Origin of the sequence: Providencia sp. PROV188 (assembly GCF_027595165.1) — a bacterium.
Classification (GTDB): domain Bacteria; phylum Pseudomonadota; class Gammaproteobacteria; order Enterobacterales; family Enterobacteriaceae; genus Providencia; species Providencia lanzhouensis.
On record NZ_CP097291.1, the window covers coordinates 3418218 to 3433461 of the forward strand.

Annotated in this window: 16 protein-coding genes; 2 read left to right on the forward strand and 14 right to left on the reverse strand. The window is 42.6% G+C overall.

All coding sequences use genetic code 11. The features are described from left to right. Positions 1 to 40 precede the first annotated feature (40 nt). From M5X66_RS15665 to M5X66_RS15705, 9 genes are all read right to left on the reverse strand, one after another. Entirely contained in the window at positions 41 to 1171 is a 1131-nt protein-coding gene (locus M5X66_RS15665; protein ID WP_036949247.1) for a 1-propanol dehydrogenase PduQ, read from the reverse strand. Between the two features lie 7 nt (positions 1172 to 1178). Further along, positions 1179 to 1442 carry a EutN/CcmL family microcompartment protein gene (locus M5X66_RS15670; protein ID WP_036949246.1) on the reverse strand — a complete coding sequence of 88 codons (264 nt, stop codon included), beginning with the start codon at positions 1440 to 1442 and terminating at the stop codon, positions 1179 to 1181. Between the two features lie 25 nt (positions 1443 to 1467). Next, the gene (locus M5X66_RS15675) at positions 1468 to 3105 is read right to left on the reverse strand and encodes an acetaldehyde dehydrogenase (acetylating) (protein WP_108479513.1); all 1638 of its coding nucleotides are present in this window, start codon (positions 3103 to 3105) and stop codon (positions 1468 to 1470) included. Between the two features lie 69 nt (positions 3106 to 3174). Continuing rightward, the gene (locus tag M5X66_RS15680; RefSeq protein ID WP_006658501.1) at positions 3175 to 3453 is read right to left on the reverse strand and encodes a BMC domain-containing protein; all 279 of its coding nucleotides are present in this window, start codon (positions 3451 to 3453) and stop codon (positions 3175 to 3177) included. Positions 3454 to 3468: 15 nt separating this feature from the next. Next, the gene (locus tag M5X66_RS15685; RefSeq protein ID WP_006658500.1) at positions 3469 to 3753 is read right to left on the reverse strand and encodes a BMC domain-containing protein; all 285 of its coding nucleotides are present in this window, start codon (positions 3751 to 3753) and stop codon (positions 3469 to 3471) included. 16 nt (positions 3754 to 3769) lie between these two features. Beyond that, complete coding sequence (locus M5X66_RS15690; protein ID WP_004249182.1) at positions 3770 to 4048, reverse strand: BMC domain-containing protein; 279 nt, start codon at positions 4046 to 4048, stop codon at positions 3770 to 3772. 620 nt (positions 4049 to 4668) lie between these two features. Then, complete coding sequence (locus M5X66_RS15695; RefSeq protein ID WP_036949242.1) at positions 4669 to 5169, reverse strand: FidL-like protein; 501 nt, start codon at positions 5167 to 5169, stop codon at positions 4669 to 4671. Continuing rightward, on the reverse strand, positions 5166 to 6008 hold the full coding sequence (locus M5X66_RS15700; RefSeq protein ID WP_036949241.1) for a transcriptional regulator: 843 nt from the start codon (positions 6006 to 6008) through the stop codon (positions 5166 to 5168). The genes M5X66_RS15695 and M5X66_RS15700 overlap by 4 nt, the downstream gene beginning before the upstream one ends. A 42-nt stretch (positions 6009 to 6050) precedes the next feature. After that, positions 6051 to 6623, reverse strand: coding sequence for a TetR/AcrR family transcriptional regulator (locus M5X66_RS15705; RefSeq protein ID WP_036949239.1), 573 nt, complete (start codon positions 6621 to 6623; stop codon positions 6051 to 6053). 316 nt (positions 6624 to 6939) lie between these two features. Here M5X66_RS15705 and M5X66_RS15710 point away from each other — a divergent pair, with 316 nt between their 5' ends. After that, entirely contained in the window at positions 6940 to 7497 is a 558-nt protein-coding gene (locus M5X66_RS15710) for an NADPH-dependent FMN reductase (RefSeq protein WP_036949238.1), read from the forward strand. Positions 7498 to 7567: 70 nt separating this feature from the next. Here the strand turns inward: M5X66_RS15710 and potD are convergent, their stop codons facing one another. The 4 genes from potD to potA form a co-directional block, all read right to left on the reverse strand. After that, complete coding sequence (gene potD, locus M5X66_RS15715; protein WP_036949237.1) at positions 7568 to 8617, reverse strand: spermidine/putrescine ABC transporter substrate-binding protein PotD; 1050 nt, start codon at positions 8615 to 8617, stop codon at positions 7568 to 7570. A 119-nt stretch (positions 8618 to 8736) separates the two neighbouring features. Beyond that, positions 8737 to 9540, reverse strand: coding sequence for a spermidine/putrescine ABC transporter permease PotC (gene potC / locus M5X66_RS15720; RefSeq protein ID WP_036949236.1), 804 nt, complete (start codon positions 9538 to 9540; stop codon positions 8737 to 8739). After that, on the reverse strand, positions 9537 to 10400 hold the full coding sequence (gene potB, locus M5X66_RS15725) for a spermidine/putrescine ABC transporter permease PotB (RefSeq protein WP_036949234.1): 864 nt from the start codon (positions 10398 to 10400) through the stop codon (positions 9537 to 9539). Before potB ends, potC begins: the two co-directional genes overlap by 4 nt. Beyond that, positions 10387 to 11496, reverse strand: a complete 1110-nt coding sequence (gene potA / locus M5X66_RS15730; RefSeq protein ID WP_108479516.1) for a spermidine/putrescine ABC transporter ATP-binding protein PotA — start codon at positions 11494 to 11496, stop codon at positions 10387 to 10389. Before potA ends, potB begins: the two co-directional genes overlap by 14 nt. An 816-nt stretch (positions 11497 to 12312) precedes the next feature. Between potA and M5X66_RS15735 the strand changes: the two genes are divergently transcribed. Continuing rightward, a complete protein-coding gene (locus M5X66_RS15735; RefSeq protein WP_036949231.1) occupies positions 12313 to 13959 on the forward strand; it encodes a fumarate hydratase in 1647 nt (548 codons plus the stop codon). 78 nt (positions 13960 to 14037) lie between these two features. Here M5X66_RS15735 and M5X66_RS15740 read toward each other — a convergent pair whose 3' ends face one another. Then, positions 14038 to 15174 (reverse strand): agmatine deiminase family protein, encoded by a 1137-nt coding sequence (locus M5X66_RS15740; RefSeq protein ID WP_270103715.1) that lies wholly within the window; start codon positions 15172 to 15174, stop codon positions 14038 to 14040. Positions 15175 to 15244 lie beyond the last annotated feature (70 nt).

Here is a 15244-nt window from a genome sequence, read left to right on the forward strand (position 1 = left end):
CTTTCTAGTTCGTTATTCATCACATAAAAAGCGTTAACTATTAAAAAGACTGTCTGTACAGTGCTTCTAGCTGCTTTTCATTTACGTCCCGTGGATTAGTCGGAGTGCAACTATCGCGTAACGCCTGTCCAACCATTTCCCCTAAACGGGCATTAAAATCAGTTTCATTGACGCCTGTAGCGTGAATGCCTTTCGGCATATTCATTTCATCTTTCAATACGTTGATTGCCATAATTAAGCTCTCAACGCCTTCACGTATATTTGAAGCCGGTAAATTAAGTTTTCTGGCTAAATCGGCATAACGCTTCGCCGCGTTGGTTTCACAGCACCCTTCCAGGCCCGCGTTAAACGCCACCACTTGAGCCATCAATAGCGCATTCGCGCGACCATGTGGAATGTGGAACACGCCGCCAAGTGCGTGCGCTAAGCTATGGGTGATCCCAAGGGATGCGTTGGTAAATGCCATTCCTGCAATACACGATGCGTTATGCATTTTTTCACGAGCCACTAAGTTACTGCCGTCGCGATAGCAATCTATTAAGTGAGCAAACACCAACTGAACAGCTTTCTCGGCAAGCGCATCTGAAAAATCAGAGGCACTGCGTGAAACATAAGCTTCTAGGGCATGGCATAGCACATCCATTCCCGTATCTGCCGTGATAGCGGCAGGGACTGACTTCACTAAAACAGGGTCTAAAATCGCCACATCGGGCAACATAAATTCATCAACCAACACCAACTTCTCAGAGTGAGACTTGATCACTGAAAAAGACGTGACTTCAGAGCCTGTTCCGCTGGTTGTCGGAATAGCCACAAAATGAGGTTTGGCTCTATGGCTGTCTTGGCGGGTATGCCATAGGGAGTAAATAACCGCTTTTGCCGCATCAATCACCGAACCACCGCCCAGTGCAATCACTAAATCTGGATATTGGCTATCCATGATTTTCATGCCTTTTACGATGGACGAGATTTCCGGGTCAGGCACGACATCGTCATACAGAGAAAATGAAATTCCCTGTTGAGATAATCGATGAATCACCTCGTCGGCTAACCCAAATTTCACCATCGCTTTATCGGTTACGATAAACGCGTGCTGGGCGTTAACCTGAGATAAATAATCCAAAGCATTCGCACCGAATTGCACCCTTGGTTTAATCAAAAACTGGTTCATGCGTTATTTACTCCCTACCGTCTCGATACACTTTTTCAACAATGGCAACCACGGACATAGCTTTGTATTTGTCTTTATTCAATGCGAAGTACTCTTCCGCCAGAACAAGGTCATTAATACCTGCGCCTACACTGTCCACCGCAACATACGTTTTGTCCTTCAACGGTTTGAGATCATCGCCAAGCGCCGTGATCATCAGTAAATTACTGCCACTAAGCTCTTGGCATTTCTGCGTTGCGACAACATGCCCTATTACCTTTGCCAAAATCATGATTTACCCGCCTTATCTCAATGAATTACTTATTTAGGCGTCCGAGAACGGCCTTAATAATCTGCTCGACATTCTCTTCCGTGATATCCCCATGAGTGGCAACCGCTTCAACAACATCAGCATGACTCACTGCATTAGCAAATCGGTTATCCGCAGCGCTATTACTCTGAGCTTTTACTGGTTGAGCCTGACGAAAACGGTCATCATCGAGAATGCTGACAGACGCTTGATTTCCATGCCCAGTAGATGCAATTGGCGATGTTGAGTAAGCCGGAGCACTCACTGGTGCGGGTTGTCTCAAATCATCAATGGAACGCACGCCATAACCGACTTTACGGATATTGAGCAAGTTCATCGGACCGACGTTGTCAGAACTAGAACCACCTCCAATCGCTCCACATCCTAATGTCAGCGCTGGCGTAATATTGGTGGTTGCACCAATTCCACCCAGTGCAGCTGGCGTATTAATCAAAATACGGTTAACCGGTTTTTCGAGAGAAAACTGGCGAATAACATCTTCATTTTGAGTGTGGATCACCAGCGTGTGTCCTAAGCCTTCGTTAGTCAGCAAATCAACAACGCGGTGGCACGCAGAGCGCCAATCCTCTTCAACATACATACCTAAGATTGGGCACAGTTTTTCCCGTGAATACGGGTTTTTCGGTGAGACAGTGTCTTGTAATGCAATTAATACTCGAGTGTTAGCAGGAACACTAAAGCCTGCACGTTGGCTCAACGTAATCGCGTCTTTTCCTACGACTTCAGGGTTAATCGTGCCATTCGCTCTCAGTAGCATGGAAGCCATACGTTTCGCTTCATCTTCATTCATGAAGTAAGCGCCTTGGGCTAATAATTCGCGGTGAACATCGTTGTAAATACAGCGTTCAACAATGATGGATTGCTCTGATGCGCAAATCACACCGTTATCAAACGTTTTGCTGGTAATAATGTCACTGACTGCTTTTTTGATATCCGCGCTACGTTCAATGAAAGCAGGACCGTTACCAGGGCCACCACTGATGGTTGGTGTGCCAGATGCATAAGCGGCGCGTACCATGCCTTCCCCACCCGTTGCCAGAATGAGAGAAACATCTTTGCTGTGCATTAATTCTTTTGTCGCTTCCAGTGTCAGCATCGTCACGCCATCGACGATACCTGCTGGCGCACCCGCTTCAAGAGCCGCTTTTTTTACGATATCAAGCGTTCTAAAACTACATGCTTTCGCGTTTGGGTGGGGGGAGAAGACGATTGCGTTACCGGCTTTCAAGGCAATCAATGTTTTATAGATAATGGTTGAGGTTGGGTTAGTCGAAGGCACCAGTGCCGTGATCACCCCTAACGGAACACCCACATCCATAACTTTATTGATTTTGTCATCATTAATGATGCCAACTGTTTTCAGATCTTTAATATGTTCATACACACGAACTGAAGCGAACGTATTTTTCAGGACCTTGTCTTGCCACTTCCCAAAACCCGTCTCTTCATTCGCCATTTTTGCTAACTCTTCTGCATGACGAGCAGATTCTGTCGCAATGTGTTTAACAATACTGTCGATTTTCTCCTGCGAAAAAGTCGCAAAGATTTTTTGTGCTTGTTTCGCATTTCTAACCAGCTCTCTAGCCAGTTGTCTGGATTGCAGATCTTTATCTAATGCAACCATGTCTTCCCCCGTACCGGAGTCAAAAGATTAAACTTACTAATTTGTTGTTTTATCTAATACTTCTAATGATTAAGCTTTGTGCTGCTGCGCAATTTTGCCGATATCATTGTGTGGTCTTGCTATCACACGAGAAGTCACTACGGTGCCAACACGCTTCGCAGCTTCGACACCGGATTCAACCGCAGCATTAACGGCACCCACATCGCCTTTTACCATGGCGGTGACGAGCCCAGAACCGACATTTTCATAGCCGATTAGCTCGACGTTAGCGGCTTTACACATTGCATCAGCAGCTTCGATACACGCCACTAAACCTTTGGTTTCAATTAAGCCAAGAGCTTCTTTCATAAGTAAATTTCCTATTTATTCTGCGACTTTATACTGAGAGACAATTTTCTGGATGTCGCTATGTGGACGAGCGATAACCAGAGAGGTCACGACGGTGCCAATGCGAGATGCAGATTCAACGCCAGAATCAACTGCCGCTTTAACTGCGCCAACATCCCCTTTCACCATGGCGGTGACTAACCCAGAACCCACATTTTCATAGCCAATCAGTACCACGTTAGCGGCTTTACACATCGCATCAGCTGCTTCGATACAAGCAACGAGTCCTTGTGTTTCAATAAGACCTAATGCATCACCCATATTTCCCCCGCAAACGCTATGCTTTATGTTTAATCACGATTTTGTTGATATCGTTATGTGGACGGGCGATGACTAACGATGTCACCACTTCACCAACACGCTGTGCAGATTCAACACCGGAATCTACTGCCGCCTTTACTGCGCCAACATCACCTTTCACCATGGCAGTCACGAGACCAGAACCCACGTTTTCATAGCCGATTAGCTCGACGTTAGCGGCTTTGCACATTGCATCAGCTGCTTCAATACAAGCCACCAAACCTTTTGTTTCAATAAGTCCTAATGCATCACCCATTGTTGTTTCCTCCAAGGAAGCCGTTACGTTTTTCTCTACCCGCAGCACCTAAGAGCCATGTTCCAGAACGTTGATGCCTCTTAACTGTGAGTAAACATTTATGCCAATTGAGTCTGCGTGGTGATTAATTGAACGCAGCTTTTGGCTTCAAAATCACTATAATCCCCAAAAAATAAAACAAAATATAAATCCATGAAGTGAAGATAATTAGAATAAAAATCCAGAATTTATAATTAACAGACAGCAAATTCACACATCTATGCTAATAAAATGGAAAATTCACGTATCTATCTGGTGGAAGAAAAAACCATAAATGCGGATAACAGGTTTATTGGAGGAATGGTTAACAAGATGTGATTGAGCTGATGCGAGAAGGTAATTTGGTCAATAATAAGTGTGGTTTGCCTCACGCCCGAGCCATAAGCTAATGAGAAATGGGAGGATCAGAATATAAGAAGAAAGGGGAATACTGTGTTTTACGAGGCACACCGCGTGATAGCACTGATTGCCAGACAGTAAAATCATATCAACGTGTTAGTTAACGTTGCCCAGTAAACCAATAGGAATGAATGTGTGGGTAAGCCCCCACGCTGTATGGACTATCAATCAAGCCCACGCGCTTATTTAGGCGTACAGATAAACAAAGGGGAATTAATTGAACTCAAGAGTAGCGCTTTATCATTGATTTTTTGGGCATTGATAAATAAGCCATCATGGCTATCTGACATTTCCCGCATAAAATAATCAAAAATCACATTAGGGGATTCATCAATCGAGGAAGCACTGGCTTCCCAGTGGCTAATATTATAGTGCTGTTCCGTTGGCGAAATACGTTTGCTGGTGTATTTGAATTTGACATATCGTTGTAAATAAAGCCATCCAGCGCTGGAGGTCGTATATCCCTCGACAACAATAGAGCCCTCGCCGTTCGCCCCAAAATTAAAGTGAATATTACCGTTAACGTTTTCATCTTTCATATTCTCAAAACGCATAATCCCCTTGGTTGAACACGCCATTTGACCGGAATTTTTATTGGCCAATACAACTGACTGTGTATAAATCACAACACACGCGAAGATCAGCGCACTCACGAGACATAATAGCTTTCCCGATATTTTCATTGTGGCTTCCAAGAATAATAAAAATAATTATCACAATAACTAAATGGGTTGGATTCATTGGCAGCGCAATGGGCGAGAAAGACGCGCCCTAAACCATTTTTTTGTAATTTATCCCCATAAAAGAAGACAAAACGCTCTTTATCATTACACGCCAAATTTAAATTTTTTCTAACTTTATCAAAGTTTTGTACGTAATTATCAGCAACGAAAGCGTTAATCATTTTTTCATTAGATAACACATCGCAGCTGGTATGTTCTAACGTTGGCAAAATCATTGGTGCGGAGGGCTGAGATGAGAAATAGCTCATCGTTGCCAATAAAATGGAGCAACATAAAAAAGCCGCACTGGCTAGATACCAGCAAACTTCACGTTTCTGTTTTGGTAATGAATGCGGTAATTTTTCAGAAGGAGATTCGGTAGGTTTAGTCTCTAAAGAAGGTGCTAGAACCACTTCGGCTTTTTGTATTTCACTTAAACTGTTTAATAAGCGAGTGGTATTGAGCGTCTCTTCATCGAGTAATTCCAATAAAATCTCAGAATTAAACTCTAAACGCCCACGTGCAACGGTGACAATAATATTTTCAATACCGTATTGTCGAAATGTTTTCCTTAGCAGGCTGAGATATTGATTTAAATTACTATTTGATGAAACCAGACCATTATCATCCCAAACCGCCTTAAGTACTTCATCACGGGAAACTACGCCTTTTTTTTGAATCAAATAGAATAAGAGTGCATTAGCCGTAATAGACAACTGAGTATCCACCTCATCTTTTTTTAAAGATAAAGTGCCATCAACAGCATCATAAATAATGAAGGCATTGATTTTATATTTCATTATCGCCTCATTGTATGTTTAGACGTATTTTCCCTTGGAAAACTAACCCATTTCTTCAAACGAAATTTGTGTTAATCGCTGAATGATGGCATTACGCTCTTGGCTCGATAATGTAGGACCTTCCGTTAACGCAGATAACCACAGTCCATCGGCGGCATAGCGCACTAAAGCCCCCAAATAGCCATTATCAAATGCATCACCTTGGGCTAGATGCCCTAACATCCAATCACGCCAGCATTTACGCAACACTGGCTCTGTGGGCATAGCCAATGATAAAAGTGCGAGCTGAAAACTTTCATCGGAGTCTTTAAGCTCGCCAACGTAGTGCAAATAGGCGCGAGAAAATCGCCCATAAGGATCGGAATCATTCGCCATAATGGCGGCAATACGCACGTCCATAATGTCTAATAGCTGAATAAACAATGCATGAATAAGTTCTTGTTTGCTGGGGAAATGGTGCATTAATCCCCCTTTGCTCACGCCCGCTTCTCTGGCGACAGCATTCAGCGAAAGTGCCGAAATACCTTCTCGACCAGCGATTATCCTAGCTGCCTTTAGCAACTCTTCTTGTCGTTTGATTGGATCTTTTTTTCTTGGATGCGCGAGTGTGTTCATGGGGATGAATAATACCGACCAGTCGGTATGTTCTATTTTGACTCGTATCAATGAAGATAATATTGAGAGGAATTAAATACGAATAGTGTAATTGAGGTCACAGTATTCTTTTTTAGCCACCCTAAATCACAAAGTTAATTTGAAAATATAAACAAATAACGCAATGAATTTCCTGCAATTTACAATTGGATAAAATTAAATTTAACTTAATTTATTTTTAATGAATTTTATTATGCTAAATTATTAAAGAAATTCCTATTCCAAAGAAAATATACGAACTCGTTGTATTTTCACAACATAAGAAGAGGTTTTGATTATGTCCAATCAGTATAATATCGGTGTGGTTGTTGGTAGTTTACGTGCTGACTCTTATAATCTAAAAGTCGCTAAAGCCATCACTAAATTATTCCCATCTAATTTCACCTTTAAATTTATCAACATTGCCGATTTACCTCTCTATAACCAAGAAGCCGATCAAAATGTACCCGCGGTAGTCGCTAATTTTAAGAGCCAAATCAAAGCCTCAGACGGTATTATCTTCGCAACACCGGAATATAACCGCTCAATGCCAGGTGTATTAAAGAATGCGATTGACCAAGGTTCACGTCCTTGGGGTGATAACTCATGGGATGGTATTCCTGCGGGAGTATTAGGGGTTTCGATTGGTAATATTAGCACCGCAATTGCCCAACAACATTTACGCAATAGCCTTGCATTTCTTAATATGCCGACGATGAATCAACCTGAGTGTTATTTAAAATGGTATGACGGCATGGTGGATGAGCAAGATACTATTTCCCCAAAAAGTAAGGATTTCTTGCAGCCTTGGGCAGATAACTTTGCCAAATTTGTTATCCATAATAGTGTGCGTTAATCACTGATTTTATATATAAAAAAGGCATCACCAAGGTGATGCCTCTGACCATTTCCAAACAGAATCGATATTAACGCCCTGCTTTCAGCTTTTGGAAATACTCTTCATACAGAATATTAGTATTCCCCACATCGCTTTGCCATTCTCCTTTTTTCAATACCTCTTCCGATGGGTAGAGAGATGGGTCATTGGCGATTTCCGTAGGCAGTAATTTTTTCGCTTCTAAGTTTGGTGTCGGATAACCGATAGACTCCGCCACTTGCGCCGCAATTTCAGGGCGTAATAAGAAATCAATAAGCTTGTGCGCCCCTTCCACGTTCTTCGCATTGGCAGGGATAGCTAAGCTGTCCATCCAGAAAATACCGCCCTCTTTTGGCCATACAACTTCAATCGGTAAGCCCGCTTGTCTTGCCACAAATGCCGAGCCGTTCCACAACATACCGACATCCACCTCACCTTCAATATACGGAGTGGCAGGGTTGTCTGAGTTAAATGCCAGAATATTTGGACGCAATTTTTGCAGTTCGTTATAAGCTTCTTCAATCTGCTTTGGATCTGTAGTATTGCCAGAATAACCCAGCTTTGTGAGCGCCACTTGGAACACTTCGCGGGCATCATCCATCATCAGTAAGCTGTTTTTGTATTCCGGCTTCCAAAAATCTGCCCATGAAGTAACGGACTTAGGATCAACCGCGTCACCATTAATTCCAATCCCTGTTGCGCCCCAAATATAAGGCACTGAATAATCGTTATTTGGGTCAAATTCTTTATGAATAAGGTTTGGATCGAGGTTTTTAAAGTTAGGCAGTTTTGTCTTATCAATCTTTTGCAGCATGCCTTCTTTGCTCATTTTGTCGATAAAATAAGTCGATGGCACCACTAAATCGTAAGCCCCTTCTTTATAGGTTTTCAATTTAGTGTACATGCTTTCATTGGATTCATAGGTGGAGTAAATCACCTTGATCCCAGTCTCTTTAGTAAATTGCTCTAATAAACCGGGGGGAACATATTCTGTCCAGTTATAGAAATACAGTACGTTTTTGTTATCGTCAGCGGCAGTTGCCGTGCCAATGCTTGCAGCCATTAAACCTGCGGCTAGCAGATAGGACCATTTTTTCATCACTGATTTTCCCTCAACAAAGTGCTTTTTATCTATCTTCATAGGCTCAGTTAAAGCCTACCCTCTCGCCTGATGGCATGGAAAGATGGGGTGCCCAAATGACACCCACCAAGTACAACTTAACGTTTTGATGACTTCGCGACAGCATTTTTACCGTGTTTATCGCGCATAACCCACTGGCTTAAACAAACCAAAACCAGCGACATCAGCAACAAGACCGTTGCCAGTGCATTCACTTCTGGGGAGACCCCTACTTTTACCATTGAGTAGATTTTCAATGGTAAGATTTCATAGCTTGGTCCCGTCACAAAGGAAGAAACCACCACATCATCCATTGATAAGGTAAAGCTCAGCAGCCACCCTGCGACAATCGCAGGCAGCGCTAATGGCAGAATGATTTTCCGTAAAATGGTAAATTCCCCCGCCCCGAGATCCCGCGCCGCTTCCAACATTTTCACATCAAAATCTTTCAATCTCGCGTATACCGTCACCACCACAAAAGGCAGGCAGAAGGTGATATGTGAAAATAACAGCGACCAGAAACCTAATGAGACGCCAAGGATCATAAACAGGACGAGCAATGAAATTGCCATCACAATATCGGGAGACATCATCACCACAAACAGCATTCCGCCGACAAATGGCTTGCCTCTAAAACGATAACGAAAGAGAGCAACAGCGGTTAATGTGCCGATAATGGTCGCAAACGTCGCTGAAAGTACCGCCATGGTCAATGAATGCCCTGCGGCTTCAAGCAGGCTGTCATTATTGCTCAGTAACTCATACCATTTGGTCGAAAAACCTTGCCACTGAATACCAAAACGCGATTCATTGAATGAGTTCACAATCAAGATAATGATTGGAATATAAAGATACGCGTAGATGGTGGTCATAAAGCCACCACGCAAAATACGTCCTATCATTCTTCATACGCCTTTTTATTCAAAAGCTTAGCAGCTCGGTAGTACACATACAGCAGCAGCCCCATCATCACCGTGAGGAAAATACTGGTTGCAGCCCCAAACGGCCAATCGCGAATATTCAAGAACTGACTCTTAATGACGTTACCAATCAGCAGGTTTTTCGCCCCACCCATTAAATCCGCCACATAGAACAGCCCCATTGCTGGCAGCAACACTAATAAGCAGCCCGCAATAATTCCCGGCATGGTCAGTGGAATAATAATCTTCACAAAAGTTTGGCATTTATTGGCGCCCAAGTCCCGCGCCGCTTCTAAGTAGGATTTATCCAGCTTTTCAATACTGGAATAGAGCGGCATCACCATAAATGGCAATAAGATATAGATTAAGCCCAATACCACCGCTTCTGGGGTATACATCAATTTCAGCGGCTTATCGATAATGCCAATCCACAGCAAAAAGTCATTCAAATACCCTTTGGTACTTAAAAACACTTTTAAGCCATAAATACGGATCAATGAGTTGGTCCAAAATGGCACAATCAGCAGAAATAGCATCAGCGGTTGGATGCGCTTAGGCAGCTTCGCCAAAATAAACGCAAAGGGGTAGCCGATCACAAGGCAGAAGAAAGTGGCGATCAACGCCATATTCAACGAATGCAGCATCACTTGGGCATACATCGGGTCTGACAGACGGATGTAGTTGTCCCAAGTAAACACCAGATCCACCAGATTCGTATCACTGCGCGTGAAGAAACTGGTGCCAATGATCATTAAGTTTGGCAGAAAGACGAAGAGTAACAGCCAAGCGACGACGCCCGTGATAATCACATTCTGCAAGATTTTATGCTTACGAATGATCATCCAGAACTACCTCCCAGCTTTCAACCCAAGTCACAGCAACTTTTTGGTTAAGGGAGTGGTCGACATCAGGGTCATCTTCGTTAAAGAACTCGCTGACCATAATAATTTTGCCATCTTCCATCTCAACCACTGAGTCTAACGTCATACCTTTATAGTTACGTTCTCGCACGTAACCGATCAGCCCTGGGTGATTATCGGCGTCATTGACTTCTTCAACGCGTAAATCTTCAGGGCGCAATAAGACGTTTAAATGCTGACCTTCTGTGACCGGTAAATCGGTGAAAATATCACATTCATGCCCTTCAACGTTAGCACGAATACGTTGTTCATCAATACGATGCAATACTTTTGCATCAAAAATATTGATTTCACCGATAAATTGAGCAACAAACAGGTTTTTCGGCTCTTCGTAAATTTCACGCGGCGTACCATCTTGCTCAATTTTCCCTTCACGCATCACAATGATACGGTCAGACATGGCCAGTGCTTCTTCTTGGTCATGAGTCACAAAAATAAACGTAATCCCCAGCTTGCGCTGTAAGGCTTTCAGCTCATTTTGCATCTGCTTACGCAGCTTATAATCCAGCGCAGATAAAGACTCATCCAATAACAGAACCTTGGGACGATTGACAACCGCACGCGCAATTGCCACACGTTGTTGTTGACCACCTGAAAGCTGGTTCGGCATACGCTCTGCAAAATCCGCCAATTGCACCATATGCAAGGCTTGCTCCACTCGTTTTTGAATGTCCGCTTTGGGTGTTTTTTGCATGCGCAAACCAAATGCCACATTTTCAAATACGGTCATGTGTGGAAATAATGCATAGCTTTGGAAAACAGTATTCACGAAACGTTGTTCCGCAGGAATATCTGTAATGTCCTGACCATCAAGAATAATTTGACCGTCATCCACATCTTCTAATCCAGCAATCAGACGTAAAACCGTCGTTTTACCGCAACCAGAAGGCCCTAAAATGGTGAGAAACTCCCCATTTCGGATCGTGAGGTCAAGCTCAGAAATAATTTGTTTGCCATCAAAACCTTTATTTAAAGATTTTAATTCGACGAGTGGTGTGAGAGAAGTTGTCTCAGTCATTTATAATACACTCTATCCCTAGGAATAATGCAGATAGAACCGCCACCGTTAAAGACTGTTAAGCCCCCAGGAGAACCCCAGCAAAGCCCAAAACCAGTAGCGCCATTTTTAATAAAACAATAAGGGCTGCATAATAAACACTGTTAATGAAAATTGAAAGCCATTTTCAACACTTTGTTTGCCTTTCACTATGAATTTAAAACAAATAAAAGTGATTTATGATAAAAATAAGTGACATAGCCATATTTTTCATAGCTTTGTGCTTATCTATCATTTTTCATTATAGAACCAGAAATAAAAGAAACATTAAAAGAATATTAAATTCAATACGTTAAATAAAAAACCAAACCAAACTATCGATTAAGATAACTTACCCAAGTAATAATAAAAGTCCACTTTCCTTTTATTTTCACTCTGTATTTTATTTATTATTTCTAGAATGCTAACCAACCATAAATGATCAATTAATCCGCTAACCTATTAGAGTATTTATGGAAAAATTGAATGCATAAAATCTAAATTAACTGCCCCTCGATAACATGAATAACAAATAGTTAAACCCAATACCCATAATTAATTTATGTGATTAGCTTCATACTTTGAATTTGAATATTAGTTTCTTGGCAAAGTTTAACCAAAGTCATATTTTCTTTTACATCCCTTTGAATATAATGGGTAATTATTCTAATTGCATTCAGACTATTATCCCTATAAACGATTATCCCGCCTGACAAAACAAGCGGCATTTAGAACAAAAAGCCTATAAATAATTTATTTCTTATATTTTCCGCTAAAATTAATATGTGAGTGAGCAAAATGGCTAATAAAGAGTTTTTTTACCAAGAACCTTATCCGCTATCTGAGGATAAAACCGAATATTACCAAGTCTCTGATAAATATGTTTCTGTAGAACAATTTGCTGGGAAGCAAATGTTAAAAATTGAGCCAGAGGCTTTAACCCTTCTTGCTGAACATGCAATTTACGAATCCCAGTTCTTTTTAAGACCTGCCCACCAAAAACAAGTCGCCGCGATTTTGCACGATCCAGAAGCCAGTGAAAACGACAAGTATGTCGCCCTGCAATTACTGCGTAACGCCGAGATTTCTGCGAAAGGTGTTCTGCCAAACTGTCAGGATACGGGAACCGTTGCCGTCGTCGGGAAAAAAGGCCAACAAGTTTGGACTGGCTGTGATGACGAAGAATACCTCTCTCGAGGCATTTATAACGTTTTCCAACACGAAAACCTGCGTTTTTCGCAAAATGCCCCGCTGGATATGTTCAACGAAGTCAATACAGGCACCAACTTGCCCGCACAATTTGATATTTTTGCCACCACGGGTGATGAATACCATTTCTTGTTTGTTAACAAAGGTGGCGGCTCTGCAAATAAATCTGCCCTTTATCAAGAAACTAAAGCAACACTGACCCCGGCTAAGTTGAAAAACTTCTTAGTTGAGAAAATGAGAAACTTAGGGACAACTGCTTGCCCACCGTATCATATCGCATTCGTTATCGGCGGCACTTCGGCAGAAACCACGCTGAAAACAGCCAAACTGGCTTCGGCAAAATACTATGATAACCTGCCAACGACGGGTAATGAGTATGGCCGTGCGTTCCGTGATATTGAGCTAGAAAATGAGTTATTAGAAGCGTCACGCCATCTCGGCTTTGGTGCGCAATTTGGCGGTAAATACTTTGCCCACGATGTGCGTGTTATTCGCTTACCTCGCCATGGTGCTTCTTGCCCGATCGGTTTAGCCATTTCTTGCTCTGCTGACCGCAATATCAAAGCAAAAATCACCAAAGACGGCTTGTGGCTGGAGAAAATGGAGCATAACCCAGCACAATATATCCCTGAATCGATGCGCCATCAGGCAGAAGGAACCGTAGTTCATATCGACCTCAACCGCCCAATGAAAGATATTTTGGCCGAGTTGAGTAAACACCCTGTATCGACCCGTGTATCCCTCAGTGGTCCACTGATCATCGCTCGTGATATCGCCCATACCAAACTCAAAGAGCGCTTAGATAATGGTGAAGACTTACCACAATACTTTAAAGATCATATGGTCTATTACGCAGGTCCTGCGAAAAAACCTGAAGATATGGTGTCGGGTTCTTTAGGCCCAACAACGGGTAACCGTATGGACCCATACGTTGACCTATTCCAATCCCATGGCGGTAGTATGTTAATGTTGGCAAAAGGTAACCGTACCCAAGCCGTGACTGACGCCTGTAAAAAACACGGCGGTTTCTATCTTGGTAGCATTGGCGGCTCCGCGGCTATTTTGGCTCAAGAATTCGTGAAGAGCTTAAATTGCCTCGAATACCCAGAGTTAGGTATGGAAGCGGTCTGGAAAATGGAAGTGGAAGGGTTGCCTGCCTTTATTCTGGTGGATGATAAAGGTAATAACTTCTTTGATATTGTGCAGAATGACACCTGCAAGAAATGCGTTAAATAATGACCTAGTACGATAAATCTTCCACATCATTGCCTACTTTACTCACATTAAAGTAGGCAATTTTTTGTTTCGCGCTTTTTATCTTCGGTCATTATGCACGGGTAATTGATGAGTGACACAGTGTATCCCACCCCCTCCCGCTGCAATGACATCAATATTAAGCATGATAATGTCTCGGCCTGGGTATAGCATTTCAAGGAGCTGCTTCGCATCATGATCTGCCTGCTTGTCCCCAAATTCAGGCGCAATAACGGCACCATTGATGACAAAGTAATTAATGTAACCTGCGGCGAAATCAGAGTTATGTCGGCTAAAGCGAGTTTGTCGCAGAGTGCTAGGTGGCGACACCGTATAAATTTTCAGTTTTCGTCCGTCAGCATCCGTCGCATTTTCTAAAATGTCCATGTGCTTACGCGTGACTTCATAGTCAAAAGAGTCCGAATCATTATCGAGATTTATCAAAATAACCCCAGGCTTCACAAAACGAGCGTAGAAATCGACATGCGCATCCGTAATGTCTTTTCCTTTAATACCTGGCAACCAGATGATTTTACGTAATCCTAATGCTTTTTTTAGCTCTTCCTCTATCTGATCTCGGGTTAAATTAGGGTTTCGATTATCATTTATCCAACTACTTTCCGTCATTATCCCTGTACCATGACCATCAACCTCAATCCCTCCACCCTCTCCAGTTAAGCGACTGATAAATGGGGTAATCACACCAAAATGCTGCGCTTGGAACTTTGCCAATTGGGCATCGTTATCATGTTGCTGCTTATTGCCCCAACCATTGAAATTAAAATCAACGGCATTGAGTCCCCCTTTTGGATTAACCACAAAATTGGCTCCGATATCACGCATCCATATATCATCGAGCTCTGTCGTGATAAAACGCGTATTTTGGCTACCACACATTTCCTCAGCTAACTGACGCTCATTTTCTCGACAAAAAACCACCACAGGCTGGTACTCAGCAATCGCTTTAGCGATACTCCCTAATGTTATTTGCACATCTGTAGTGAATTCACCCCAAATTGCTTTTTGGGCACCGAAGGCAATGAAAGCACACTGCTGTAATTCCCCTTCATCTGGCATCATTCCCCATTTTTCACTCTGCGAACTCCCTATTGCAACTGGTGATATGCCAAAAGAGGCTGCAACGCCTATGGCACTAATGACTGAGGTTTGTCGGATAAACTGACGACGAGTCGGCATACTGGGTTCCTTAATACTCATTATGATAAGTAATACTATTCAGTGATTTTCAATACACCTATCTTAATGC